Here is a 25334-nt window from a genome sequence, read left to right as displayed (position 1 = left end):
ATTACAGAGAAAGCATCAAAGATAGAGCATACACGGTGACGAATATGCGGAAGGTTGCAGTGTGGTTGATAAGTTGCGGGCTGGGAGGCGCAGGAATATTTTGTAAAAGCTCTTTGGATCCTTAACTGCTGGATTACCGCGTGCTGCAGCCGCTATTCCCTGAAGAAAAAGTACCCCGCAATTATAAGCACAATGACAATAACTTCCAGCACCGTAAGCCGAATAAGCATGAGGCAGATTTTTCGCTGTGACGGATTCATTGTCAAAATTATGCGGTTCATCAGAAAGCGAAAAAACAGGGTGTTGATGGTGCGTTTATGATATAGGCGCAGGTATTGCTTTATGCTGCGCAGCCACATAATGACGAAATATTCGACAGTCTCATCAATTTGTTCGGTGCGGTAGGTGACGCAGGCTTTAAAGGTGTCGCCGTCCGGGCTGATGCGGATTGACGTTATGTCTCCGTTTTCAAGAGTAAGTGATATGTCCTGAGGGGAGATATGCTGCAGCGAACCTTTGAGCGAAAATTCTTTGTCGGTTGCATGATCAACAATCTCAGCCGAAAAACCATCCTGATCGGTGATCAGTTTCTTGAAGTTCCAGTGCGGATTGAGCCGCAGCATGTTTTCACTGTTGAGACGGGCCGAGATGTCCAGCGGTTTGCCGTTTTGCCGGACGGGCAGGTTGAAATCATACTCTTTCAGTATCATTTAGCGATGACCATCAGCGGACAGGGGAGAAGTGGATGAAGCACATCATTGGATACAGTAGCCGCCAGACCCTTGTGCATAGTCACGGAAAGAAGACGCATCGGCTTTTTATTGATGCCGCCGAGCACGACAAGATCGCAGTGAAGTTTTGCCGCCACTTCGGCAATCGTCTCTTCGATGCCGCCGACCACTTTCATAAATCGTGCGGCCTGGCTTGTAGGGTAGATTTTCCTGATCCGGTGCCAGTCTTCATCAATTTCCCGGCCAAGCTGCTCCTGAACGTAGTCTTTGAAGACGGTTCTGGTAGTTGAGGTGTTGAGCCAGTCATCGCTGGACATGGTACTCCAGTCTTTATCAATGATAGTGAGAAGGGTGATCTCGGCATCGGGGAAGGAAGGGATTAATTTTTCGAAGACATATTTTTCCGCTTTCTGAGCTCCTTCACTGCCGTGACTGCAAAGTAATATTGATGTAAACATTTGTTTTCAATATAATAAGTCTGCCCGGACTTAAAAGACCCGGACAGACTGATAAAAGTTATCGAAAGGCCGCATACATTAAAATCAAAGACAATATACGGCCTCAGTTGATATTAGACAAGCCACTTAGTGAAAAGCAGCACACCAAAGGTTGTGATCAGACACAATACCAGAGCAGTTAGATCTTCAGCACGTTCACTGCTGAAGACCGATAATGCCCTTTCCTCCAGTTCATCTACATTCTCGTTATTGTCGTTGTTGTTCAAATTATCTTTTGTCATATTATTTTCCTCCTATCAATGTAAAACAACATCCTTGACGAGCCAAAGGACGACAAAGAATGAGAGAACGGCTTTAAGCACACCGGAAATACCGCCGATGACAAGAGGCCATCCGCCTGCCTGAAAAATCGCCTTTTTGGTGATCTGCATACCCAGGCCGATAAGTCCGAAAGCAAAGAACCAGATCATAAAGTCCGTCAATACCGTGACGGTTTTCGAAGTTTTATGTACCTGTTTTACAGCATGTTTCAAGGTACCGACTACTTCTTTGGGAAGTTCGATCTGCTTGGCTTTTACTGCAGAGAGTATGCTCTCAAGTTCTGTCATACGCTGCCGTCCGGTAGTCTGGAAGGCTGACTTATTGTCTCGTTGTTCAAAATCCCCGGCAATCTGACGCTGTTTGTGAAGATCTTCAACAGCTTCCATCTGCGCTGGTGTGAGGTTGGTAAAGACTCCTTCCTCGAGAGCGCTATCCAGAGCATTCCACTCTTCTGATGTGACCTGGGATCTGTCACTATAACTCACATCGATAAATTTTCCTTTGTAATGCTGCGGCGGAGAGAACAACCCGGCCGAAGAAAGCCCGAAAAGTAACAGAAATCCGAGAATAAAGATGGGGAATTTATCGATAACAACTGATTTGAAGCTGAGTTTCTGACCACTGTCCTTGCCGAACCAGGTCGCCAGAACCAATACGATTATGGGAAGGAAAAGTACCCTGGTTATATTGAAAATTTCAGCGACTTTAAGGGTTTTGATATCAACAGCGTTAAATGCCAGAGCAGCCGCGGCTACCTGTGCGGAGTTGAGAATACCTGTTCCCGCCCAGGCACCAAACTGGACCGGATTCATTCCTGCAAGTTTACCGACCGTCGGAAAGATAAACATGCAGATTATCCCAAAAGAGAGGATTGTACCGATGGTATATGCCATCTCTTCGCTCTTTGCCTTTACTACAGGTGCTACGGCAACCGTTGCCGAAACACCGCAGACCCCCATGCCGGCAGAAAGTACGCCGGTCATGGTCTTGGGCTGTTTAAAAACCTTGCCGAGCCAGAGGACCACGAAAACGGTGCCGAGAACAAAAATGCCGATCAGCCATACCGAGTAGACACCCAGTTTTGCCAGTTCGGCAAAGCTGTACCGTGCTCCCAGCATAATTACACCCATTTTCAGGACGAAGCGGGCGCATTTTACACCTGGTGCTGCGAAACGGGGTATTCCCATGGTGTTGGTGACAATAACACCCACCAGCAGACCCAGAATGACGTAATTGAGATTGAGCACCTTGTAGATCTTGAAACCAAGAACAGGTTCAAGCGAAGAACTCATAATTTTAACCGCGGGCTCGGCGTACCAGCGAATAAACATCGCCAGCACCAACAGCAGGATTACTCCGCCAAGCGGTTGCAGAAAAAACCTGTCCAACAGCGTTTTGCCGGGGGTGCGTACGCTGTTGATTACCGCCCCGGTTATACCGATTGCGGCAATGATAAGACTCATGGAAACTTGCAAATCCATGGTCTTGTGAGTGCTCAAAGACTGCATGAGGGGCAGCAAAGCACCGCTCATGGTAATGAGACCGTAGATGAGCAGCAAACCACTCATAATATAGACCGGCTTGTTATTATAACCGGACATATTTTCCTTTGCCTGTAACATTCAATTTCCTCCTTCAAATAAAAAAAAAAGTAACAGAGATGGAGTGATGACGAACTCCAACGCAAATAGTACTACACTGCATTAGCAAAGGATGTGCCGGAAACTGTTTTTAAAAGAGATTGAAATATATATTTAAATATCAGTATGATGACTTGTTGTGCGGTCGGTGAAATCATCGATGAATGGTGTAATGACCCTGAAAAGTGATGACTCGAGGTGTCACTGTATCTTGGAGTTTGCAGTGCGTTCTGTTAACTGTCAGCAAAAAAGAGCCGACGCCGTATTAATTATCTTCCTTTTCGGTAAACAGGGATTGATAATATCTTGAGAAAATCATCAAGGTTGCTGAGATGGACTCTGGAAAAGTTGCGCGTTGCTCTAAGATAGCCTTCGACAATAAAGATAGTATCTCGAAGGTTTCCACAACCTGCAACGCGGGAGATCGAACTTCCTCGAAGTCGGTCTATGTCTGTACGGGTATTTATCGCGACCTCCTCAAGATTGAAAAAATTGTCTTCGTATATACACTATTTCAAAGCCGTGTCGTTCCGGAGCCGTCATCAAGACATCCGATCCCGGACCTAATGGCAAAAAAAATTTACAGGATCTACAACGCCGGCGGCATGTGTCCGCTTTCATTGTTAATCAGCTTAAGAAAAGGTAAAAAATGATTAAAAAGAATTCATTTAACAGGTTAGCTGCGGTTTTCCTGATATTTCTGGGATTTTTTGGAACAGGTGTAACCCTTTTTGTACCTGTCGGTTTGGGCCAAGACCCGAAACTTGAATGTTTCTCGCGGCTCTGGCCCCATGAAAAAAGTGATCTGGCCCCCGACCCAGCGGTCCATCACGGAAAGCTGGACAATGGTTTCCGCTACATCCTTATGAATAACGACACACCCAGGGATCGTGTCGCCATTCATTTTTTCATTGGCGCCGGATCAATTCATGAAGATGACGATGAGAAGGGTTACGCTCATTTTCTCGAACATATGCTTTTCAATGGTACCAAACATTTTTCACCTGGTGAACTCGTTGAATACTTTCAGTCACTAGGCATGGCATTCGGCGCAGATACCAACGCCTCCACAGGATATGATCGCACTATTTATACAATAGTGCTGCCCAAAGGCGAAAAGGTGGAACTGGAAAAAGGTTTTCTCGTTATCTCCGATTACGCCAGGGAGGCTCTCCTTCTTGAGCCCGAGGTGGAGGATGAACGTGGAATTATACTGGCTGAAAAATTAGCCAGGGATTCGGTTTCCTATAGAATGAATGTCGCCAGTAGAAAAAATGCTTTGCAGGGGACTCTTCTTGCCGAGAGAGAACCCATCGGTGAGGTCGAAACTATCAAGGCCGCCACAGGTGAGGCTCTCCGAAGTTTTTATGACAAGTGGTATAGACCCGAGAACATGACCCTTGTGGTGGTGGGGGACATCGACAAAAAAGAGGTGGAAGAACTTATAACGGACAGATTTACCTCTATCGAGGAAGAAGGAGCGCCTCCGAAATGTCCGGATTTTGGGGAGCTTGAGAAGAGAGGACTCTATTCTTTTTATTACTTTGAGCCCGATGCCGGCAATGTTCAAATGTCTATAGAATCCTATTGGGACAAGGAAAAAGAGAGTGATTCTTATGAATACCAGATCCAATCACTCAAAGAATATATCTCCACAATGATTGTGCAGCGGCGCCTGGAGAAGATCGCCGAGAGCGAAACAGGATTGTTTTCGCGCCCCCGGGCATATTCCGGAAATTTACTTGACAGGGTCGGCTATTCCGGGCTTTCGGCCGTTACCTCCCGGGAGCGCTGGCAGGAAAGCCTGCGGACATTGGAAAATGTACTGCGCCAGGCTCTTGTGTACGGAATCACCGAAGGAGAACTCGCTACTGCTAAACGGGAACTGGTTTCCTATTTTGACTCTCAGGCACAAAAAGTTCAGGGACGCAAGTCGAGGACTATTGCCCAGCAGATAACCTGGAATTTGAACAACAACAGAGTATTTCAATCTCCTGAACAGGAACGGGAAATATATGTTCCTGCTATAGAAGCCTTTAATGTTACGGATATTAATTCGGCATTCAGGGGGTTGATGGACCGTCGGGAAAAAAGGATAGAAGTCATGGGGGATGTCCTGATCGAATCTGAAAATCCGGAGCAGTATATCCTTGGTATTTATAAGGATGCCGAGGCGCATGAAGTCGCCCAATATGTCGAACCCCAGGCAGAAGTATTTCCCTATGCGGCTCTCGAAATGGAACCTGTGGAGCCGTGGCAAAAGCGGATCTATAGCGAGATAGATGCGGAATCGTACCTCTATGAAAATGGTGTGGTTCTCAACTTGAAGAAGACCGATTTCAAGGAAAATGAGTTTGAAATGCGACTCGAATTCGGCCCAGGTCAGCAGGATGAACCTCAACCGGGCTTAGCGATGGTCGCTAAATCGGTGATAGCGAGGTCCGGCAGCGGCAAGCTGACGGAATCCGCCATAGAAAATGCACTTGCCGGCAGCTCCATCGAGTATAACTTCGATATAGAAACGACCCAGTTTGTCTTCTCGGCAAAATCCCTCTCCGAAGAGGCGGAACTTCTTATGGGAACACTGCATACGCTCTTTAAGGATCCAGGGTTGAGGGAGGAGGCCTACCGCAATACCATGGTGCTTTACAGGCAGGCGTATGATTCGATGGCCAAGGATATACGGGGGGCTGAAGAGCTCCGGATCAGGCCGTTTTTCGCTGGTGGCAATACTTTATTCGGCATGCCTTCCTGGGAGGAGGTATCAAAGGTCGAGCTGCCTCAGATTGAAAAGTGGATTATGCCTATTTTTGATAAATCCACTCCGCGGATCTCCGTAGTTGGCGATTTTGATAAAGAAGAAATTCTAAACCTTGTCAACAGGTACTTCGGAACATTACCCAAGGGCAAACATTATCGGCCTGCGGAAGAAAAGATAGATTTTCCCGAAGGAGAAAATCTAGAAATCAAGGTGCCTTCACAGCTGGATAATTCCCTGGTTGTTTTTGGTTGGGAAACCGTAGGCTTCGAAGATGTGAGTGTTGTCCGTCGCCTGGGCATGCTGTCCTCTATTTTCGAGGATAGAATACGTCTGGCCATTCGTGAGAAACTCGGAGTGGCATATTCACCGGCAGTATACAATTATTCAAGCAGGTATTTCACCGATTACGGCGTTATGTATGCGCGATTAGTTGTAGATGAGGCAAACATCGAAGCTGTAAAGAAAGCGGTACTGGAGATCAGCAATGAACTTCAGCAAAACGGAGTGCAGGAGGAGGAACTGGTGCGAGCCCGCAATCCTTTGATGACTATGTTGAGAGACAGGATCCGGACCAACGGCTACTGGCTCGATACCGTGCTTTCCCAATCTTTTTTCTATCCGGAACAGCTGCAGTGGCCGACAACGATAATAGAAGACAATGCGTCTATTACCGTGGAAGAGATGACAGCTTATGCCGAAAAATATCTTAAGCCGGAAAGATTTGCAATTGCAGTAGCCAGGCCGGAAGTTCCAGCGGAGTAAAGAGACAAAAAAAGCCCAGGTTTCGGAAAACGCAGCCTGGGCTTTTATCTTATGGTGCCAGGGTGAGAACCGGGTCGGCGCCTCCTGAAACCAGAAAGCGGGCCAGATTGGCTGTTTCGGTGGTAATATGCAGACAACCGCACATGCGCGTATGCCCTTCAGGTATTTCCCGGGAAAAACGCTTTATAAGGACCTGCAGCACAAACCTGCTACTACACCAGCAGTCATGTAGGATCACTTCAGCATACTTTCTTGTCCAGTGATTAGCAATCTTCTGCTCCCGGTGTCTTTTCCAGAGCAGGAATCGCTTCTCCTACCAGCCGCCGAATTTCAGTTTATAGGCCTCGACAATGATATCGGCGGCCCAGGTTGCTCGTGAGAAAGAATCACGATTGATTATCAGGTCGAATTCCGTCGGCGGGGCAGAGGTTTTCCTGAAATTAGCCTTGAAGAAATCTGTCTGCACCCTATCTTCGGCTGCAATTTTTTTCTCCGCAGAACCGCTGCTGATCTCTAAGAGTTCTGCAGTCCGTCGAATGCGTTGTTTCCTTGAGCTGATGATCCGGATAGCAAGAACCCTTTCCCGAGGCAGGATCAGGTGTGTTCCCCGGCCGATGAAAATTGTCGGACCGTCATCGGCCAGGGTGTAGACCGTGGAAATGAGATGACGCAGGTATTCATCCATCGAGAAGGATCTCGCCAAAGGCCAGCGCTCCGATATTGCTCATGACACCGGGATGTCGTTCGTCGAAATTCTCTACCGTGGATTGCCGTAATTCCGCATTCCCTGCAATATACTCTATGATTTCTCTGTCGATGAACTGGAGGCCGGTTTTTTCGCCCACCAATTCGGCGCATTTCACCACTATCGCCCCTCGTCTGCTCTCCTATTAGCTTACGCAACAAGTATGCCAGGGAAATCAGGAAAGACAAAGGCGCCGGCGGGCATCCGGCGGGGGTTCTTGCGCAATATACATCCCGAGGAACTCGCTTCAGCACATTAGCCGTTTGCTCAATCAGCAGAAATAGAGATAGGCAACAGCAGAAAGGCAGAGCAGGAGACCGGGGAGCCAGAACGTTTGCCGGGAATATTCCTGCGTCCCCTGCAGACGCATAATGATGCGTTTTGTGGCATAGAGCGAGGCTAAAAGTCCGCCGCTGATAGTGATCAGCTGTAAGATGGTGGTTGCATCGTGACTGATGATGCGGGCGTGGTGATAGGTACCGCTCATCCCCATGAGGTACCTGCCATTCTCAGCCAGCAGGCCCAGTCCGGCGACAAAGATTTCCAGGTGGGCGGCCATGAAGGCTCCGAGAACCAGCGGGATCATACCATATCCCAGGATGGACGCAGTGGTCTTGGTGGTATTAGCGGTGACATGTGCCATGATCCGCGACAAAAAGGCATAGCCGCCGAGATATATGAGGATACAGGCGAAAAAAAAGATTGTGGCTGCAAGGGCGGGACTGTCGGGGAGTGCCAGCCATCCTGTTATAGCATCAGGAGAGTTGTGGTGGATGGTGAAGGGGAAAAATATCGCCGCCAGACTCACCACCAGAACACTGTCTTCCAGGCGCGGTGACTGCTGATTCCAAAGCTCCTGGGGGGCAAGGCGGAGGTTGAGGTGGATAGAATCGAGCCGGCAGTTTTTTATGCATTGGCCGCAGAGGATGCAATCCCGGTTGTTATCCACCAGAAAGGGATGGCGGAACATCGGGCATCCTGCGTTGTCGTCGCCGCCGGTATAGCAGAGGTGATCGGTGCAGCGATTCATGCACACATGGGTGTTTGACCGGAGTTCGAGGATCGAGGGCATGGAAAACAGGGCGTTGATCGCCCCCAACGGGCAGAGATAGCGGCACCAGACCCTCCGTTTGTACAACATGCTGCAGCACAATGCCCCAAGGGTGATGACAAAAATGATACCGGCGGTGAGCCGGGGCGACTGATAGGCGTCCCAGGCGATTTCGATCCAGAATAGAAGGATGCAGAGAATAGTCATGATCCAGCCGGAGGCGTACTTAATCAATTGAGGGGTGGGGCGTTGCGGTTTGAGCACGTGCTGTGCCAGCCAGCCGGGAAAGGACAGTCCGCAGGCACTGCACCAGGTTCGGGCAAAAAAGAAGAAACCGAAAATGAGAAGAGGCCAGCCAACTACCCAACTCAGGGTCAGACCGATATTTTTCTCACCACTCTCCGGGCCGAAGAACAGGGTCATCAGCACTACGAGAAAGAATATGCCCACTATTGCCCTGGGCAATGCCGGAAAATACCGGCTGGTGATAAACCGTCGAATATGGAGCAGGCGCAGCAGATTGAATTCCCACTTGCCTTCCGACCGCGGTACTCCCAGGAGCATCCGGTCGGTCAGTGGCTCATTGTTCCTGTCGAGAATCACGGCTCGCTGGATGACACTGGACATTTCGGTAAGATTGCCCGGCCAGTCGTAATTCATGAACATTCCCAGGGTGCGGTCGTCGACCTGGGTGATGTGCCTGCCGTATTGACGATTGTAACGTTTAAGATAATAGTGGACCAGCCGGGGGATATCGCGACGGTGCATGCGCAGGGGGGCCGCTTGGAAATGCTGTTTCGCCACCAGGGTAAAGAGGCCGGGGAGCAGCCGGTTCGAACCCTCCTGACGGCGGTGAGCATCGGTACAAATCAGGATAATCCTGGAGCGCAGTGCCATTAAGGCTTCCCCGCCGATCCTGGTAAAGGTCTTTTTTCTCAGGGTGGCCGCCAGCTGCCGTTGAAAATCGGGTTCAAGGTTTTCGGCATTATAGATAACCACCGTCCCCCCTTGCAATCGCTCGAAAATTCCCAGCTGAGCTATCTGGGTGAATGCCGGACTATCGTGTTCATACCCATACAGTTCTCCTTCGAGCTTCATCGGATCGATGTCACGGATATCCATCTCGATATAAGGACCGGCTTTGCAGGCGCTGGCGCGGTGAATTTCATGGGCAATCATTCTTCGCCCGGTTCCAGTTTCTCCTGTCAGCAGCACCGGTTCAAGGTTGTCGCCAAAGCGCCTGACAGCATTCACTATCTGGCGCGACAGGGTTGATTCAGGTAGGCGGAGCCGATGTTCATTGACGGTGCCTTTTCGTCCATCCGGTTCGGACGGGGAGGGGGCGAAAAAGGTCGGATCAAGGTTGTGACCGAACCCCATTGGGCTCTTGCGGAGTGAGACCGCCAAGCCGGCGTGATCACGGAAGGAGAGACGCAGACGATGGGCAAGGGAGCCACAAAGCTGCTGTCCGATGGCGGTATTGGTCAGAAACAACGAATGGAAGACTTCCTTGTCAAAATATGCGAGGCTTAGATCGGTTAAAGCTCTGGCGTTGACGGAGTGGTGGCGGCTGTGGGTCAGCAGGGAGGTCTCGCCGAAATGACCACCCGTCCCGATACGGCCGACTATCAATGGCTCACCGTTTTCCAGATCCACGGTCAGTTCGGCTTCACCGCCGATGACCATATAAAATCCTTCGGCGTTTTCGCCTTGACGAAAGACATACCGGCCCTGATCGATGGCGAGGTGGCGGGCGGAGTCGAGTATCGGCTGCAATGCCCTTTCATCTATGCCCTTGAAAAGGGAGGAATGGGAAAGACATTGCCGGATCACGTCCTGTTCGAGCATTGGTTTTGTCATGGCTGATCAAAAAGGTAGTATTCATTCCAGCTCACCTGTGTTCCCAGCTATCAATTATCCTAACCCAGCTAGGCTGGATAAGAAATTTAAACAGATTATTTTCCTGCGAAAAGACAAGAGAACAATATGCAAGTGACTAAGCATGAATCATGCCAGGCATAGCTTCGAGTCCGCAAATAGACAGGAATGTCGGTTCTAAACCACCATCGAAAAAAAGATTCAGGCATTCTCCTGTTACCACCATATCAGGTACTTCCTGGAAATCGATAGTTCGCTTCTCAATTCAGGTTATCGCTTAGCAGTTGTACAGGTTGTTCTTTGATTCGTTGTGGGACAGTAAAGCGTAGAACGAGCCAGCCGATCAAACCGGCAATCAGCGAGGAGCTTAAAACACCCAGTTTAGCCAAAGCGAGAAGTTCTTCCGAGGAAAAGGCCAGGGTGGCGATGAAAATGGACATGGTAAAGCCAATCCCTCCCAGCCAGGCGGCTCCATAAATATGTTGCCATTCCACATCTGACGGTTTGGATGCCAGGCCAGAGCCGATCATGACCCAGGCGGTGAGAAAAATACCTGCCTGTTTGCCGAGGAGGAGTCCGGCTCCGATGCCGAACACCACCGGATGCATCAAGCTTGACAGTTCGATGCCGGAAAGGTCGACACCGGCGTTGGTCAGGGCAAAGAGCGGTATAATGATGTAGGACACCCAGGGATGAAGAGTATGCTGGAAGTACTGGAGAGGAGTTTCTACCTTACAGCAGGCGGATTTCAGTCCCACCAGGACAGCATACTGTTCCCTGTTACCGAGGGAGTTGCTGGCCCCGTCGACAGAGCACATCCCAAATCGCTGCAGCAGGTGTTTCCCTTTGGTGAGAAACTCGTCGGGTCTCGTATGTGAGCGGGAAGGTATGGCCATGGCGGCCAAGACTCCGGCGAAGGTGGAATGTATGCCGGACTTGAGAAAAGCTGCCCACATGAGGGAACCAACAATTGCATAGACCAGTGGGTGCCGGAAGGAGAGCAGGTTGGCGCCCCACATCATCAGCCAGAACCCTAGACCTGCAGCCAGCCAAATGGCAGAAAACCCGTGGGAGTAGAAAAGGGCGATGACCAGGATGGCGCCTATGTCGTCAGCGATGGCCGTGGCGGTGAGAAAAACCTTTATCCAGGCGGGTACCCGATCCCCTAACAGGGTCAAAACGGCCAGGGCAAAGGCGATGTCAGTGGCCATGGGAATACCCCAGCCGTGCACAGATTCAGTCCCAGCATTGAAAATCCAGAAAATCCCGGCCGGTAACAGCATGCCCCCGAAAGCAGAGGCGATAGGGAGAATGGCCTGTCCCGGTTTGGAAAGGGCACCCACCAATACCTCCCGCTTGATCTCAAGACCGACAACAAAGAAAAAAATCGCCATTATGCCATCGTTAATCCAGAGAATGATAGGCTGTGCCAGAGAAATGTCACCAAGATGCAGGGAAAAAACTGTCTGACGTAGCGCAAAGTAGCTCTGCGCCCAGGGGGAGTTGGCCCAGCATAGGGCGATCAACGTACAGGCAAGCAACAGTATGCCGCTGTTCGATTCAAGGCGGAAAAACCTGGAGAAGGGTTCCAATGTGATAGATATCGATTCTTTCCGCTCCTCTTTGCGTGCGGGAGCATCTCCTTGCATTATAACTCTCTGCCTCATTATGAAAACCTGTTAGTGTAGTTTTATGCCTGGGCGATTATCCGCTTGAAGAGTTCGCAACCGCTTTGCTTGTTGCAGTTATTTATCTTTCCGCAAGTTTCTTTTTAAGCATGGATTGTGCCAGAGCAACACTTTTGTGAGGAAATGGTGCTAATGGGTTTTGTCGATAGAAATGTGCTTCTTTCGACAAACGTGGAGAAGTATCGTTTCACCCAGTTGTGTGGATTTAAGACAATAATAATAACTTGTTAATTTATATTTTTCCGAGTCGATGATTAAGATTGTGGTGAGCGATCTTCAGTAAACGTTGCAGAGAGTTTGATAATTATGCGCCGGATGAACGCATTCTTTTAAAACTGCGGTGTCAATGATTTTTACACTAGTTGAGAAATCCGTCGGTTGTTTCGATATAGAAAGAGGCTGGTGGTCAATTATCTTTGAACACCTCTGGATAGAGCCTCTTTGCACATTTAGGGCAGAGGCCATGACTGAATGTTACTTCGGCACGATTTTCGATATACTCTTCAAGCTTTTCCCAGTATCCCTGGTCGTCGCGGATATCCTTACAGGAGGCACAAATTGGAAGCAAACCGTGTAGAGTCCTGACGTTTTCCAAGGCTTTCTGAAGTTCATGAATAAGACTCTCCTTTTCCCTCTCCAGTTTTTTCCTTCGGTTTATGTTGCGGACCACTTGAATACCTGCGATGATTTCCCCGTCGGCATCCTTCAGTGGAGAAGTAGTGATCTCGAAATATGATGGGCCATTTTTACCCGGGAAAATCATTTCCGGTGTGTGGATTCTTCCTTCCTGAAAAGAGCTCAACACCGGGCATGACCCGCATGGAACATCAACATGCTGATATGCTTGATAACAGAGCTCTCCTTGATGAGCGCCAAAATATGAAATATGGGTGGTATTCTGGTAGATGATTCTGAGATCACGATCCTGGATGCTGACGCCGTCACCAATTGCGGCAATGATTGATTCCGTTTTGGCCTTTTCCTCTTCGGCTTTGACCATCGCAGCTTTCATCGCCTCTTCTGATTGGCGAATAGATCGGAAAAGGGGTGCAATCAAGGCCAAACCGACAAACATGGAAACAGAGATACTTAACCCCATTATATCATACAAATTCGAGTACCCGGTCGCCGGCATGGAAAGTTCATGCCACCAGTGTAGCACTCTTCGAAAGAGCTGGATAATGATAGAAGCAGTGACGAAAAGCCAGGCAATTTTATGGCCTGTGATCGTAATCAGGCGAACCGCGATCACAGCCGCACCGAAATGAAAAATGATGGCAAGACCGACAATCAGGAGAGTAATAGACAAATTTCCTCCTCTCGTGGAAAAGAATTTTTTTCTACATTGCTGTAATGATATTTAAATGTCAACAACTTTGCCGGAATTGTGACAGTTTGTCTCCCGAACAATTTATGAAATGGTTATTTTAAGATACATGTATTGGTACTTACGGTAACAGTTAGTAAAAAAGCTTTGTAACCCTTCCTTAGAGCCTGGCGGGATCATGTACTGCGTTATAAAAATCTAGCGTTAGATACTACAGCTTCGCCCGAGACGCCTCGCCCATTAACCTGCCTCACTCGTGAAATATTCGAGATTGCTTTGTGTCAGGATGATTTACAGTATGTAAAGATTTTTTTGCTTTCAAGGAGAAGACACATTTCCAGGCGCTTGGACAATATCTGGAATATGCCGGAATTGCAGTATCGGAAGAACGAACTAAAGTGGTCATCGGGAATGCTTTCTGCAGTAAATGCTTTCAAATTAGAACAACGCTGTTTGATACTCAGTAAAAACCAATTCTATTTAATTATTGAAATGGAGTTAACAGGAGCAGATTTATGAGCATTTACAATCTTGACAGACTGTTTCACCCGTCTTCCGTTGCTGTTATCGGTGCCAGTGATCAACCTGGACGAATAGGCATGGCCTTAATGAAGAATCTTATCGAGGGCGGCTATAAGGGGAATCTCTTTCCGGTAAATCCGAAATATCAGCAAATTATGGGTCGAGCAGTGATACCAGCCATCGATAACCTGCGTGAGCCTGTGGATCTTGCTCTCATAGCGGTGCCGATAGAGCAGGTTCCTCTGATCATTGCGCAGTGTAGTGCGGCTATGGTGAAAACTGTGATTGTGATTTCCGCGGGCGGAAAAGAGACCGGAGAGTCGGGCGCATCCCTTGAGAAAAAGATCGCAGCGGCAGCCTCTTCCGCAAGAATACGTGTTATCGGCCCTAATTGCCTGGGAGTGATGGTTCCCCATTGCGATCTCAACGCCAGCTTCGCTGCCGGCATGCCTCTAAAGGGAAATCTGGCTTTTGTGTCTCAAAGCGGCGCTGTCTGTACGGCTATTCTTGATTTTTCCTTCAAGGAAGGAATCGGTTTCAGTCATTTCGTCAGCATTGGTTCGATGGTCGATGTGGATTTCGGCGATATGATAGATTTTCTCGGCAGAGAGCCATCGGTGAAGAGCATACTGCTCTATGTCGAGCAATTGACCAATATCCGCAAGTTCATGAGTGCAGCCCGGGCAATTTCGAGAGTCAAACCTATTTTTGTGCTCAAGGCAGGCAGCAGCAAGGCAGGGGCGTTGGCGGCGGCCTCGCACACCGGTGCTCTGGCTGGTGAGGATGCTATTTATGATGCGGCCTTCAAGCGCGCAGGCGTGGTGCGGGTCCGTACCATCGAAGAATTGTTTGACTGTGCTGAGCTGATGGCCAAATATCCAAAACCATCAGGCCCGGGAATGGCGATAGTTACTAATGGTGGAGGACCTGGAGTCATGGCTGTTGATGCCATCGCCAAATACGGCCTTGAGCCCTCTGAATTGAGTAGCACAACAATTGAAGCCTGCAGCCAAATTCTTTCCTGTCACTGGAGTAAGCGTAATCCCGTCGATCTTCTGGGGGATGCATCAGCAGAAACATATGGTCGGATCGTTGATATTCTGCTGAGAGACAGGAATGTTCACGGCCTCATGGTTATTCTGGCACCACAGGCGATAACCAAACCACTGGCGGTGGCAAACCAACTAATTGCTTCGATTAAAGGAGGATCTCTACCGGTTTTCGCTGTCTGGATGGGCGGGAGGGATGTGGAATCCGCCGTGCAGGTGCTCAATGACGCAGGGGTGGCGACCTACAGTACACCGGAGCGAGCGGTCAACGCCTTCAGCTATATGGTGCAGCATTCCCGCAATGTGCAAATGCTCAGGGAGATTCCTTCGCGGTTCGAACAGCCTTTTGAGTGCCACCTCCAAGAGGTACGCAAAATTGTACAGACCACCGATTTGTCTACGGAGGGATTTTTGGAAGAAGCAAAGGCAAGAGATATTTTAGAGGCGTACAACATTCCCTTTAATACGATTATCAGCGCGGATTCTGCGGAGTCGGCAGTTACAGCGGCACAAAAGATCGGCTGGCCGGTGGTGCTTAAAATACTCTCACCGGACATACCGCATAAAACAGATGTCAAAGGGGTGCAGTTAAATATTCACGATGAAGAACAGGCTCGCTCCGCCTATCATGCAATGCTTACTTCTGCCGGGAAATATGCTCCGCATGCTCGACTCGAAGGGGTCTCGGTTCAGCGATATATCGAGAACCCGGATCTTGAGCTTCTTATCGGAGCAAAGCGTGATGAGGCTTTCGGTCCTGTGGTGGTCTTTGGCACGGGCGGCATCTTTACCGAGGTAATTTGTGACCGGGCTCTGGCCCTGCCCCCTCTGAATCGTCGTTTAATAAAACGACTTATTGAAGAGACCAAAGTAGCCAGGCTGCTGAGAGGCTACAGAAATCTCATGCCGGTTGATATGGAAGCTCTGGAAATAATAATCCAAAGTATTGCACAGCTGGTGGTAGATATACCCGAAGTTGCCGAACTGGATATTAATCCCGTGATAGTGAAAGATGGAAAATTGCTGGCTCTGGATGCCAGAATCCGTCTGCAGCCATCGCTGAAACCTGCGCCCATGCATCTGGTGATCAGTCCCTATCCGGCACAATATGAATTATGGACCACTACCAGAAGCGGGCTGCATCTGCTAATCCGTCCGATCCGGCCAGAGGATGCCGATCTCTTTCAAATCCTCTTTCAAACCCTTTCACCCACCAGCGTCTATTTTCGATTTTTTTCCTCCATTAAGGAACTGTCTCCGGAGATGCTGGCGACACTGACCCAAATAGACTACGACCGCCATATAGCCCTGGTCGCCATTGATACCTCCGCTTCTCCTGAAAAGATGCTGGGAGTGGCGAGGATTATCGCCGATCCGGATATTTCCAATGCTGAATTTTCGGTTATTGTCGGGGATCCCTGGCAGGGACAGGGGATCGGAGCGCAACTCCTGCTCAATCTGATCGATATCGCGCGGCAGTATGGAATTCAAACTATATGGGGAACGGTCTTGAGAGAGAACCGTCAAATGTTGAATCTGGGGAAACGATGTAATTTTCAGATAAAGAATAATCTCGAAGAGGGTACGTGCGAACTCAGCATAAATCTCAGCAAGGCTTTACCGATCAGTGAAATGGGAGAATATGCCGAAAATTCTGTTTTCAGATAATCATAGGGAGCGGCGGATTTCGTCATCTTCAGAAATCCGCCGGCCTTTCTACAGTGAGGCAATTACGTTCTTCGAAAGGACTGTGAACGTTTCCGAATACTTATAACAGGTACCGGGGAATGTCTGAAAATTTTCTCTGCAATTGATCCGAAAAAAGTTCGTGTCAGATTACTTTTACCTTTATTGGCCATAACAACGAGGTCGATGTTTTCATTCTGTATGACATCCAGTATCTCCTCGACGGGATTACCGATCTGAACCAGAATCTTCATATCCTGATGTTCCTCTGGGAAATCATTGTGAATCATGGCATCAACCTGATGATAGCGTTGTCTTTTCTTGTCTTCAATATAGTTTTCCATATTGACGACCTCAGGGAAATATTCGCTTGCCATTCTCACCGCCTCAATATCCCTGACATTGAGAACATGTAAAACGATGATTTCCGCCTCCAACCGTTTTGAGAGCAAAATAGCGTGTTCCAAGGTTGTTTTTGAAAAATCGGATAAATCGACACAGGCCAGTAGTCTTTTAATATCTACCATAACTCATCTCCTTCCGCTGAACGGGTGAAAGTAAAAACATTTTCTTATGGTGTAATGGATTACTATTGACTGTAGCAAATATCATGCCTGTGTTAGGTGGTGGAGGGCAATGAGGAAGTGATTGCTGCAGGTTTTGGGCACTGCTATTCCATATTTTCTGACGCTTTTTTTCTGGCCAATATGATCTTTTCCAGCAGCTCATCGAAATCGATCGGTTTAAGGCAGTAGTCAAAAGCCCCTTTTTTCATGCCGATAAGACCTGAATGCAGCGAAGCATGACCGGTGAGAATAATAACTTCGAGGTTGGGCTGTATTCCTTTCATTTCCATCATGCAATCAAGACCGTTCATTCCGGGCATACTCACGTCCATCACCACTACATCGAAGGCATCCTTTCCCAGCCAATCCAAGGCCTTCAGGCAGCAATCGGCGGTGATCATGTCGATGCCTCTCCTGCGGAAAAATTTGGATAGTATTTCAAGAAAATCAACCTCATCGTCAACAAGCATTATTTTGTGGTTCATGTCATGCCTCTTCTGAAAAGGGTGGTATGGAGGATAACATTATGTTGATATCGTCGAGAAATTTCTCTTTATAGTGTTCAACCGCGTTTTTTCTGTTCATCACCATATCCAGCTGTCGGGTATGCTGGGTGAGATAGCCGAGAATTTGCAGCCGCTTTATCAGAAAATCTTTCGGCTTTTTCTTAATGCGTGCCAGCAGGGTATCGGAACGCAGCTCAACACGGAAATCAAATTCTTTCAGAATATCGGCGAGTAATCTTGCTCTCACAGTCTTGCGCCTCAAGTCGGCTGCGCCCCCTTTGAACCTGAAGGTGATGTAGCTTTCAGTTAAAAGGTCGCTGAGATATGACTCGATCATAGCATAATGATAACCAAGGCGTACGTTGAAGTTACAGAAGTGTTTGGAAATGAGAAAATAGTTCTTAATAGTAAGTCTTGATGCCATGGCCGGTTCAAGGTCAGGCCTCATTGCCGACTGTAGGATAATCGAGCCAAAGCCCCTGGTGCTGAGGGCGGGCGGACCCAACCAGGGAAAGGCCGAGATTCCCTGCCAGATTGCAAGCATTGGTTCCGAGACAATATCATCGATATGGACGGCCTTCTGCGAATCGTCAATTCCTTCCCGGAAACCGTCGGCCAGATTGATTACCCACCATTCAAGCGGCACCTGAGCAACCAGGCGCTTGGCCATACCTTTATCGAACTTGTAGGTTTCACCAAATTTGAACATCTCGGAAACCGATTTTTCATGACAATAACGGGTGATATCGTGCAGTGTCTGGCACATGGATGCCTTAAAATTCAGCGATGCAGGATCCGTGAGGTTCAACGGTGTGATATGCTGGAGTGCTTCGGTGAGGATACGCTGTACCGGGCTGCCTGCCATGATATCCTTTTTTGGTTTTTTTCTGCTGATCAGATCTTCTATACAGCCGCGATAGATGGTGCGCTCAGTGCTGTCAACCGTAATCAAGGTGCCGTTTTCCAGAGTTTGCACGATATCGGGAAGACTGAAGAGGGCGGGAATACCGAATTCCCGGGCCACCGTGGCTAAGTGTCCAGCTTCCGTGCCACTACTGGCAAGCACTGCGGTGGCCAGGTTAAGCAGGGGAGCCCAGTCGGGAACGGGATACTCCACCATCAGCACGGCACCTTTAGGAAAGCGGCTCATTTCTTCCGGGGAATCAACTTTGTAAATCTTGCCGCACGCTATTCCCTCACTCGCACAAAGGCCACCGTGGAAGAATGGTGTATTGTTGGTAACGGGTATAATTGTCTTGTTAGGTATATCCTCTTCCACGACTTTTTCTTTTTGTGCCGCAAGCGGTCTGCTTTGCAGGATGTAGAGCTTTCCTCGGTGATCAAGGGACCATTCAATGTCCTGGGGCTGTTCAAAATAATATTCAAGAAGAAGTGCTGTTTCCGTTATTTTTATAAGCTGCTCACGGGAGAGCAGAGGAACGTCCGACAGGAACTTGCCCTCTTCCTGCTGCTTTTGCCTGGTCTCCGAGCAGATAACAGGATGCGGATGCTCCCGACTGACCAGAAAGAGATCGGAAGGGGTCGTGCCGTCCACCACTCCCTTGGCGATGCCGGGTGCCGCGACGATCCTGACGGTTGTCTCTCCGTTTTCCCAGGGATAGCTCGTATAGGTCACACCACTGACCGAGGCATCAATCATGACAAGACAGCCCACGCACATCTCTATATCCTGGTGTCTGAATCCGCGCCTGCGTCTGTAGGCAATAGCCTTGGGGCCATATTTACTGGCAATGACCTGTTTATAGGCTTCGCCCAGATGACTTTTGTCGACATTCAATGCCGTACGGTACAACCCTGCAAAGGTGACTCCGATGGTATCTTCTCCCAGAGCACTGGAGCGAAGGGCCACCAGGCAACCAGGCGATGCGGTTTTTTCCAGGAGCGCGTAATGGTGTTGCAGCAATTCTTCCAAGTCGCCGGGGAGAGGGGTCTCCAGGACAATTTTCTGCAGTTCGGCACAGGTTTTATACAAACCGTCATGATCGTCGGGTTCGAGAATCTGCAGTCGGCGGTTTATCTCGGTGATATGTTCAGGTGGGAGAAAATGTCTAGTCGCAGAAGCGGTTATCACAAAGCCTTGTGGCACATGGATGGAGGGTAAGCGGGATATTTCTCCAAGATGAGCCATTTTGTCGCCGGTCTGTTCCCGGGTCGATGTTCTTACCTGATTCAGGGGGATGATAAAGGGCCCTTTCCTGAACGTAGGCTTCCTTTCAATGATTTGGTCAATATCGTCGCCGATTTTCTCAAATATTGTTTCCAATGTCCTATATCTGCCGTTGGACATCTCCACCAGATTGCGGATCATCTTGAAGACATTCACCAGAATTGTGGTGATTTTTGATCGAACCGCCGCCATCCGGTAGCTCTCGCCGCTGTAATAGAGTTTCTCCAGGTCAGCCATTGCCTGAAGGGCGTTGTTGTTGGCTGTTAACAGGCTGCGGAAATGGCGGTAGCGTTGTATAAAAGCGATATTGAGCTGTTCCTGGTCTTGCGGGGTAAGTTGAGTAGGAGACAGTAGTTTTTTAAAATACGAAACAACCTTGAGCTTCATGGTCACTCTGCCTCACAAAAAAAGAATGGCTGGGTAGATATCGGATAGCGTAGAATCACTCTCATCCCCCTTGGACAAGGCGCAGGATGAGAGTGGTTTTGTTTCCTCTTTCCCCCTATTATGGGGGGGCTTAGACTCTCAAGGGCGTTCATTGCCTTAATGACCAATCTGCAGACCCAGACCTTCGAAGAGGTACATGATACCAAATCCATACCAGAGAGTATAGATAACATAAAAGGCAAGCGCTGCGACGATCAGGAAGAAATAATCCTTGTAGTTTCCGCTGTCGACTCCATAGTAGTTGTACGCAGGTTCAAGTGCTTTTTTTTGTATTGTATCAAATATCTTAGCCTCTTTAAAGCTCTTCTGCTTGTTAAGATCTTTGATAATGCCGCCGAAAGCCTTCCACCAGTTAAACATTACCTGCTTCTCACCAAAACCATAAGCTTCATTGAGCGGTGCTCCCTTATTTTGAAACATGAGATTGGCATCATTCAGGCTGGTTTTTAGAATTCGGCCCATATCACCTTTAATCGATAGTTCAGTGCCCGAAAGACTGACTTCGGCGCCGCTCGCCTTGAAAAGTTCGGCAGTATCAGAGGCCTGCTGCTCCGTATCCATGGCAAAAGCAACATTGATTACCTGCCCCGAATATTGCTCGCTGCTCTCGATAGCTGAGGGGATAAAATAGACCGATCCTTTTGAAATTTTATTAAACAAATTGTCCATGAAACCAAGTCCATTGACGTTTCCTGGAAAAACAGGGCTGAATATGATTCCAAGTAAGACAAAGAAGCTCACAAGCATTAATATGCCGCGTGTCTTTAATTTTTTCTGCATACTCATATCAGTACTCCTCCACTCTCAGTTTTTTTAGATTGGTAAAAAATACATAAAACACCCAAACAGCGAATCCACCGATTGCCGCGAAAAAAAGGATATTACCGACAGTGCTGAGTATGGCGCCGGTTCCTTTCGAGATCTGGATGTAGCCAAGTCCCTGCAGTTTTTCGGGCAGGGCGAAGAATCGGTTGATAAAACCGGCAGAGACCGCCAAGGCAAAAAAACCGCGGATCATGATACCCGGTACCACTTTGGTGACCAGAGAGCCGATCTGTACGCCAATCAAAGACCCGAGCAACATACCCATGGCCAATGTATAAAAAACGAACCCATAGAAGGCATATTGACTCAATGAACTGTACCCGGCGGTGAAAACTATCTGGAAGATATCGGTTCCCACGGTGGTCATGCTGGAAACTCCAAGCCCATAGACAAAGATGGGAAAGGTGAGAAAGCCGCCACCGACGCCCATGATCGCAGCTGCGAGACCGACTACCAGACCGCTGATCACCAGAAAGATCGCAGAAATTTTTCTTCCGCCAGGAGTTATACCCTCATCGAAAGTCAGCATCGGCGGACAATTGATCGACTGCAAACGCCTGCCCATCGGGGCAATTTCTTCTTCTTGGGGACTTCCCTCCGTCAATGCTTCGCCTTTCCTGGCTTTGAGATAATCCGCCATGGCGTAGAAGGCGAGGAAGCCAAGCATGAAAACATATACTGAAGTAATAAAGAGGTCGCTGAGAACAGGATTGAGGTCGTAGAGATAGCGGTTCAGCATGCCGCCGAGGGTTGCGCCGGTGATCGATCCTATCAGGAAAGTTATCGCCAGCGAAACGTTGATGTTGCCTAGTTTCCTGTGAAGGACACTTCCCATAATGGCCTTGGCAAAGATATGGAAAAGATCGGTCCCCACGGCCAGAATACCCTTTACACCTACGCTCATCAGTGCCGGCGCGATGATAAAGCCGCCGCCCGCGCCTATGCAACCGGTGATGAGACCCGCACAAAGCCCCACAAAGATCGAGGCAAAGAAAATAGTATTCGTGTAAAAAGACGGCATATAGGCCTTCTTTCCACCAAGCATTTCAGGCAGCCCGTCTCCTCCGGCGGCGATTGCTATACCGCCGATAAGAATAGGCAGAAGCAGAAGAAACAACACAGTAAGTCGTTTTTTACTCTTTAGTATAGTGGTTGACGTTTCTAGATCCCAGCGGGCATATGCCTGAGATCCGCTGATCAGCATCCGGTAAAATTCCCTGCAATAGTTCATGGCAAGTGTGCTCCCTTTAAATTTTTATCGTGAGGATAATTAATACCAATTTTTAAAAAGCGTTAAGTAGGCATGGACATGAATTTTTTTATTTGTGCCTGCTCAATTTTTTCCTGATGCATCCTTTTCTTCTCATACGCTTCACCAAGCTTCTCCAGCAGTGGATCGAGTTCAATTGGTTTCATCAGGTAATCAAATGCGCCCAGTTTCATGCCCTCTATGCCGGAATCTACCGAGGCATGGCCTGTCAACAGGACGACTTCCATCAGCGGATATTTTGCGCGTATTTGCCTGAGTGTTTCAATGCCGTCGATGCCGGGCATTTTGACGTCCAGCAGAATGACGTCGTTTTGATTGTTTTTCTCGAGTATTTCCAGGGCATCGAGGCCGTTCTCGGCGCCTTTGGCCTGTATGCCTCTTTTGTTCAGTCTCTTGACTGTCAGTTCTCGAAACTCCTGCTCATCATCTACTACCAATACATTGAATTCTTTCATGGTTTCCTCCTTGTAAGGTCGTGTTAATTTATTACATTCTCAATTGGTTCATGGATTTCACTCAGTTGGGAATCCCTTTTCTCTCCAAGATGGGTAGAAAGATAGTAAAAACGGCACCCCCTTTGGTTCCGTTGGCAACCGAAATAGATCCTCCCAGTTTCTTGATAATGTCGTAGCTGATATAGAGTCCCAGGCCCGTGCCTTTGGTAATATCCTTGGTGGTGAAGAAGGGATCGAAAATATGCTGCAGGTTTTCACCTGCTATGCCGGGCCCGCTGTCGCTGAAGGTAATGATCAGCTTACCGTCCTTGTCGAGACCGGTTTGTATCTCGATTTCTCCGTTATGATCGACGGCATCGATTGAGTTGTTGATCAGGTTGAGGAAAACCTGCTGGAGCTGAGGTCCGTCGGTCATGGTAGGGGGCAGGTTGTAATCCATATGCCGGACGATGGTTATGTTGTGATATTCGGCCTCCCGCTCAACAAAAGATATTGTCTCTTCAATGAGATCATTGATGTTGACGCGCTCTTTCTGGTCGCTCATTTTTCGGGAGAATCCCAGGAGTCGATGGGTGATGGTGCCGGCTCGGCGGACATGATATTTGATCTGCTCCACCGCTTTTGTGTATTCGCTGTAATTTTTGATATGCCCCGGGTTTTCTTCAGGTAGCAGTTCCTCGATCCAGCCCGCCTGGCTGGTAATCATCTGCAGGGGGTTGTTGATCTCGTGAGCTATACCCGCAGCCAATCGGCCCACAGTTGCCATTTTTTCTACCTGGGCAAACTGCATGCTGAGTGCGGCATGTTCTTTGTCTGCCCGCTCGAGATTGCGGGAAATGGTGAAACTTGCCAGAGTCGCACCAGCCATTGCCAGGAGCGAGACAATGACGACAATGATGATGATGCGGTTTCTGATTTCGAAATAATGACCTAATGTATCGGTGATATTTGCCTTGATAATCATCAACCAGCGGTTGTTGTCGATCCAGCGCGTTGTATAGACATCAGTTGCGGTAACAATGGATCCTTTTGGAGCATCGAAAGAAATCAGTTGCTTTTCGGTTTCTGTCAGCTTGTCTGCTCCTTGCAGACTTGGCGTCTGAAACTCGCCATTACGGTTGACAATAAAAGCGTCTCCTTGTGGACCTAATTGCGCTGAGAGCAATAATGCGTTGAAAATACTGGAGTTGATAGTTGCTCTGAGCACATAATTTTTCAGTGGATTCGTTACCGCGACGACAAAATGAGGGACGTTGCGGTATCCGGTAAAAACATCACTTATGTGGACTCCGCTGATGAGTGTTTCCTGGAACCAGGGTGAATTGTCATATTTTTTACCCGCGATCATAGCCCGGTAGGGACCCACATAGGCATGCTGTGTTCCTGTTACATCAATAACCTGCAGATCGACGATATCTCCCTTCGGCGCCACTGCCAGAAAGAGTTGATCAAGATTCTCCTGTTGAGAAAGAAACTCTTCGGAATAGAGGCCGACTATCATGGTGAGAAGATGAATTTTGTCTTTTAGAAACAGCGAAATAACTTCAGTTCTATGCTCTATAGTGCTTTCGGCAATCTCCTGGAGTTTTATGATGTTGGTTTGCTCGACTGCATTCTTGGTACTCAATCCGACACTGACTATGGGCAGGACGCTCAGGCAAAAGAAAATAATCAAAAGACGTTTGGTGATTGTTCGGTAATAATTTTGTTTCCTTTCCATGGCGTATCCTCAGGCCTTGCCGAAAGTTGAACGAAGTAGTGCTGTCACTTGATCACTGGGCAATGTGTTGCTGATGATAAGATGCGCTGTCGAAATAGAGTGGGCGTTCTCCACTGCTTTCCGATCCGTGTCATTCACAAAAAGGATAGTTTTGAGTTCCGGGAAACTTGACAGGAGTGTCAGCGTATTGTTGCTCGTCCTGTCATGAAGAGGTAAGAAATAAACAACAACATCCGGTACGAAGGTAAGGATTGTCAGATCGGCAAATTTTCCGGCCGATGAATTCTCAACGAGAATGTTTGCCCTGCTTTTGAAGTAACTGAGAAGGAGGTCAATGTTCTCCTGTTGATTGACGATCTCGGTGGCATCCGGCGAAATGAAAAGTATCTTCAGCGATATCGGGGGCAGGAGGGCGGGAGAAACAGGCATGCTGTTTCTTACCAGAAATGCTACAACTTCCCCGGAATCTACATAAACACCTTCTGTCTGATAGAGTAACTTGCCGGCAAACCAATCCTCCACCTTGTCTACCGAGCAACAGCAGGCGTCTGCTATCTCCCCGACTGAGAGGAGCCGCTGCCCGTTTTTTTTATTATAATACCAACCCTTAAGCATAGTTCGCTGCCCTTTGAAGCTATAGGTGTTTTGCACTCACTCCACAATGGTATACGCAACTGATATGCCAATATGATAAGGAAAAACAATTAATGTTAAATGTACGTTATTACAGTTGTATAT

The 25334-nt window shown here is 48.4% G+C and carries 20 protein-coding genes; 2 read left to right on the top strand and 18 right to left on the bottom strand.

Annotation, left to right across the window (positions count from 1 at the left end; all coding sequences use genetic code 11):
- Positions 1 to 152 precede the first annotated feature (152 nt).
- From JWG88_RS02380 to JWG88_RS02365, 4 genes are all read right to left on the bottom strand, one after another.
- Entirely contained in the window at positions 153 to 710 is a 558-nt protein-coding gene (locus tag JWG88_RS02380) for a hypothetical protein (RefSeq protein WP_205232080.1), read from the bottom strand.
- A complete protein-coding gene (locus JWG88_RS02375) occupies positions 707 to 1189 on the bottom strand; it encodes a universal stress protein (protein WP_205232079.1) in 483 nt (160 codons plus the stop codon). Before JWG88_RS02375 ends, JWG88_RS02380 begins: the two co-directional genes overlap by 4 nt.
- 113 nt (positions 1190 to 1302) lie before the next feature.
- Entirely contained in the window at positions 1303 to 1470 is a 168-nt protein-coding gene (locus JWG88_RS02370; RefSeq protein ID WP_205232078.1) for a hypothetical protein, read from the bottom strand.
- A gap of 15 nt (positions 1471 to 1485) precedes the next feature.
- A complete protein-coding gene (locus JWG88_RS02365; protein ID WP_205232077.1) occupies positions 1486 to 3132 on the bottom strand; it encodes a YeiH family protein in 1647 nt (548 codons plus the stop codon).
- A 667-nt stretch (positions 3133 to 3799) separates the two neighbouring features.
- On the opposite strand from JWG88_RS02365, the gene JWG88_RS02360 reads away from it, so the two are divergent.
- Complete coding sequence (locus JWG88_RS02360; protein ID WP_205232076.1) at positions 3800 to 6673, top strand: M16 family metallopeptidase; 2874 nt, start codon at positions 3800 to 3802, stop codon at positions 6671 to 6673.
- 49 nt (positions 6674 to 6722) lie between these two features.
- Here JWG88_RS02360 and JWG88_RS02355 read toward each other — a convergent pair whose 3' ends face one another.
- The 6 genes from JWG88_RS02355 to JWG88_RS02330 form a co-directional block, all read right to left on the bottom strand.
- Positions 6723 to 6875 (bottom strand): hypothetical protein, encoded by a 153-nt coding sequence (locus JWG88_RS02355; protein WP_205232075.1) that lies wholly within the window; start codon positions 6873 to 6875, stop codon positions 6723 to 6725.
- Between the two features lie 111 nt (positions 6876 to 6986).
- Entirely contained in the window at positions 6987 to 7358 is a 372-nt protein-coding gene (locus JWG88_RS02350; RefSeq protein ID WP_205232074.1) for a cytidylate kinase-like family protein, read from the bottom strand.
- Positions 7351 to 7539, bottom strand: a complete 189-nt coding sequence (locus JWG88_RS21830; RefSeq protein WP_205232073.1) for a nucleoside/nucleotide kinase family protein — start codon at positions 7537 to 7539, stop codon at positions 7351 to 7353. The genes JWG88_RS02350 and JWG88_RS21830 overlap by 8 nt, the downstream gene beginning before the upstream one ends.
- A gap of 150 nt (positions 7540 to 7689) precedes the next feature.
- The gene (locus JWG88_RS02340; protein WP_205232072.1) at positions 7690 to 10329 is read right to left on the bottom strand and encodes a sigma 54-interacting transcriptional regulator; all 2640 of its coding nucleotides are present in this window, start codon (positions 10327 to 10329) and stop codon (positions 7690 to 7692) included.
- 278 nt (positions 10330 to 10607) lie between these two features.
- Positions 10608 to 11996, bottom strand: a complete 1389-nt coding sequence (nhaA, locus tag JWG88_RS02335) for a Na+/H+ antiporter NhaA (RefSeq protein WP_205232071.1) — start codon at positions 11994 to 11996, stop codon at positions 10608 to 10610.
- A gap of 445 nt (positions 11997 to 12441) precedes the next feature.
- Complete coding sequence (locus JWG88_RS02330) at positions 12442 to 13344, bottom strand: PAS domain-containing protein (RefSeq protein WP_205232070.1); 903 nt, start codon at positions 13342 to 13344, stop codon at positions 12442 to 12444.
- Between the two features lie 533 nt (positions 13345 to 13877).
- Here JWG88_RS02330 and JWG88_RS02325 point away from each other — a divergent pair.
- A complete protein-coding gene (locus JWG88_RS02325; RefSeq protein WP_205232069.1) occupies positions 13878 to 16601 on the top strand; it encodes a bifunctional acetate--CoA ligase family protein/GNAT family N-acetyltransferase in 2724 nt (907 codons plus the stop codon).
- 62 nt (positions 16602 to 16663) lie between these two features.
- On the opposite strand, the gene JWG88_RS02320 is transcribed toward JWG88_RS02325, so the two are convergent.
- From JWG88_RS02320 to JWG88_RS02285, 8 genes are all read right to left on the bottom strand, one after another.
- Positions 16664 to 17146, bottom strand: coding sequence for a universal stress protein (locus JWG88_RS02320; RefSeq protein ID WP_205232068.1), 483 nt, complete (start codon positions 17144 to 17146; stop codon positions 16664 to 16666).
- 143 nt (positions 17147 to 17289) lie between these two features.
- A complete protein-coding gene (locus tag JWG88_RS02315; RefSeq protein WP_205232067.1) occupies positions 17290 to 17670 on the bottom strand; it encodes a response regulator in 381 nt (126 codons plus the stop codon).
- 1 nt (position 17671) lies between these two features.
- Positions 17672 to 20266: a PEP/pyruvate-binding domain-containing protein gene (locus JWG88_RS02310; RefSeq protein ID WP_205232066.1), complete on the bottom strand. Its 2595-nt coding sequence runs from the start codon at positions 20264 to 20266 to the stop codon at positions 17672 to 17674.
- Between the two features lie 156 nt (positions 20267 to 20422).
- Positions 20423 to 21112 carry a hypothetical protein gene (locus JWG88_RS02305; protein ID WP_205232065.1) on the bottom strand — a complete coding sequence of 230 codons (690 nt, stop codon included), beginning with the start codon at positions 21110 to 21112 and terminating at the stop codon, positions 20423 to 20425.
- Between the two features lies 1 nt (position 21113).
- A complete protein-coding gene (locus JWG88_RS02300) occupies positions 21114 to 22382 on the bottom strand; it encodes a sulfite exporter TauE/SafE family protein (protein WP_205232064.1) in 1269 nt (422 codons plus the stop codon).
- Between the two features lie 62 nt (positions 22383 to 22444).
- Positions 22445 to 22876, bottom strand: a complete 432-nt coding sequence (locus JWG88_RS02295; RefSeq protein WP_205232063.1) for a response regulator — start codon at positions 22874 to 22876, stop codon at positions 22445 to 22447.
- A gap of 61 nt (positions 22877 to 22937) precedes the next feature.
- Positions 22938 to 24596, bottom strand: a complete 1659-nt coding sequence (locus tag JWG88_RS02290; RefSeq protein ID WP_205232062.1) for a sensor histidine kinase — start codon at positions 24594 to 24596, stop codon at positions 22938 to 22940.
- Between the two features lie 9 nt (positions 24597 to 24605).
- Entirely contained in the window at positions 24606 to 25211 is a 606-nt protein-coding gene (locus tag JWG88_RS02285; RefSeq protein ID WP_205232061.1) for a hypothetical protein, read from the bottom strand.
- Positions 25212 to 25334 lie beyond the last annotated feature (123 nt).

This window comes from Desulfopila inferna, from assembly GCF_016919005.1.
GTDB classification, from domain to species: Bacteria; Desulfobacterota; Desulfobulbia; order Desulfobulbales; family Desulfocapsaceae; genus Desulfopila_A; species Desulfopila_A inferna.
Note: the sequence above shows the minus strand (reverse complement) of the source record. Positions and strands in the feature narration are given on the sequence as shown.

Coding starts and splice junctions, on each gene's coding strand:
- JWG88_RS02380 (WP_205232080.1), bottom strand. CDS start 710: ATGATACTGAAAGAGTATGATTTCAACCTGCCCGTCCGGCAAAACGGC.
- JWG88_RS02375 (WP_205232079.1), bottom strand. CDS start 1,189: ATGTTTACATCAATATTACTTTGCAGTCACGGCAGTGAAGGAGCTCAG.
- JWG88_RS02370 (WP_205232078.1), bottom strand. CDS start 1,470: ATGACAAAAGATAATTTGAACAACAACGACAATAACGAGAATGTAGAT.
- JWG88_RS02365 (WP_205232077.1), bottom strand. CDS start 3,132: ATGTTACAGGCAAAGGAAAATATGTCCGGTTATAATAACAAGCCGGTC.
- JWG88_RS02360 (WP_205232076.1), top strand. CDS start 3,800: ATGATTAAAAAGAATTCATTTAACAGGTTAGCTGCGGTTTTCCTGATA.
- JWG88_RS02350 (WP_205232074.1), bottom strand. CDS start 7,358: ATGGATGAATACCTGCGTCATCTCATTTCCACGGTCTACACCCTGGCC.
- JWG88_RS02340 (WP_205232072.1), bottom strand. CDS start 10,329: ATGACAAAACCAATGCTCGAACAGGACGTGATCCGGCAATGTCTTTCC.
- nhaA (WP_205232071.1), bottom strand. CDS start 11,996: ATGCAAGGAGATGCTCCCGCACGCAAAGAGGAGCGGAAAGAATCGATA.
- JWG88_RS02325 (WP_205232069.1), top strand. CDS start 13,878: ATGAGCATTTACAATCTTGACAGACTGTTTCACCCGTCTTCCGTTGCT.
- JWG88_RS02320 (WP_205232068.1), bottom strand. CDS start 17,146: ATGGTAGATATTAAAAGACTACTGGCCTGTGTCGATTTATCCGATTTT.
- JWG88_RS02315 (WP_205232067.1), bottom strand. CDS start 17,670: ATGAACCACAAAATAATGCTTGTTGACGATGAGGTTGATTTTCTTGAA.
- JWG88_RS02310 (WP_205232066.1), bottom strand. CDS start 20,266: ATGAAGCTCAAGGTTGTTTCGTATTTTAAAAAACTACTGTCTCCTACT.
- JWG88_RS02305 (WP_205232065.1), bottom strand. CDS start 21,112: ATGAGTATGCAGAAAAAATTAAAGACACGCGGCATATTAATGCTTGTG.
- JWG88_RS02300 (WP_205232064.1), bottom strand. CDS start 22,382: ATGAACTATTGCAGGGAATTTTACCGGATGCTGATCAGCGGATCTCAG.
- JWG88_RS02295 (WP_205232063.1), bottom strand. CDS start 22,876: ATGAAAGAATTCAATGTATTGGTAGTAGATGATGAGCAGGAGTTTCGA.
- JWG88_RS02290 (WP_205232062.1), bottom strand. CDS start 24,596: ATGGAAAGGAAACAAAATTATTACCGAACAATCACCAAACGTCTTTTG.
- JWG88_RS02285 (WP_205232061.1), bottom strand. CDS start 25,211: ATGCTTAAGGGTTGGTATTATAATAAAAAAAACGGGCAGCGGCTCCTC.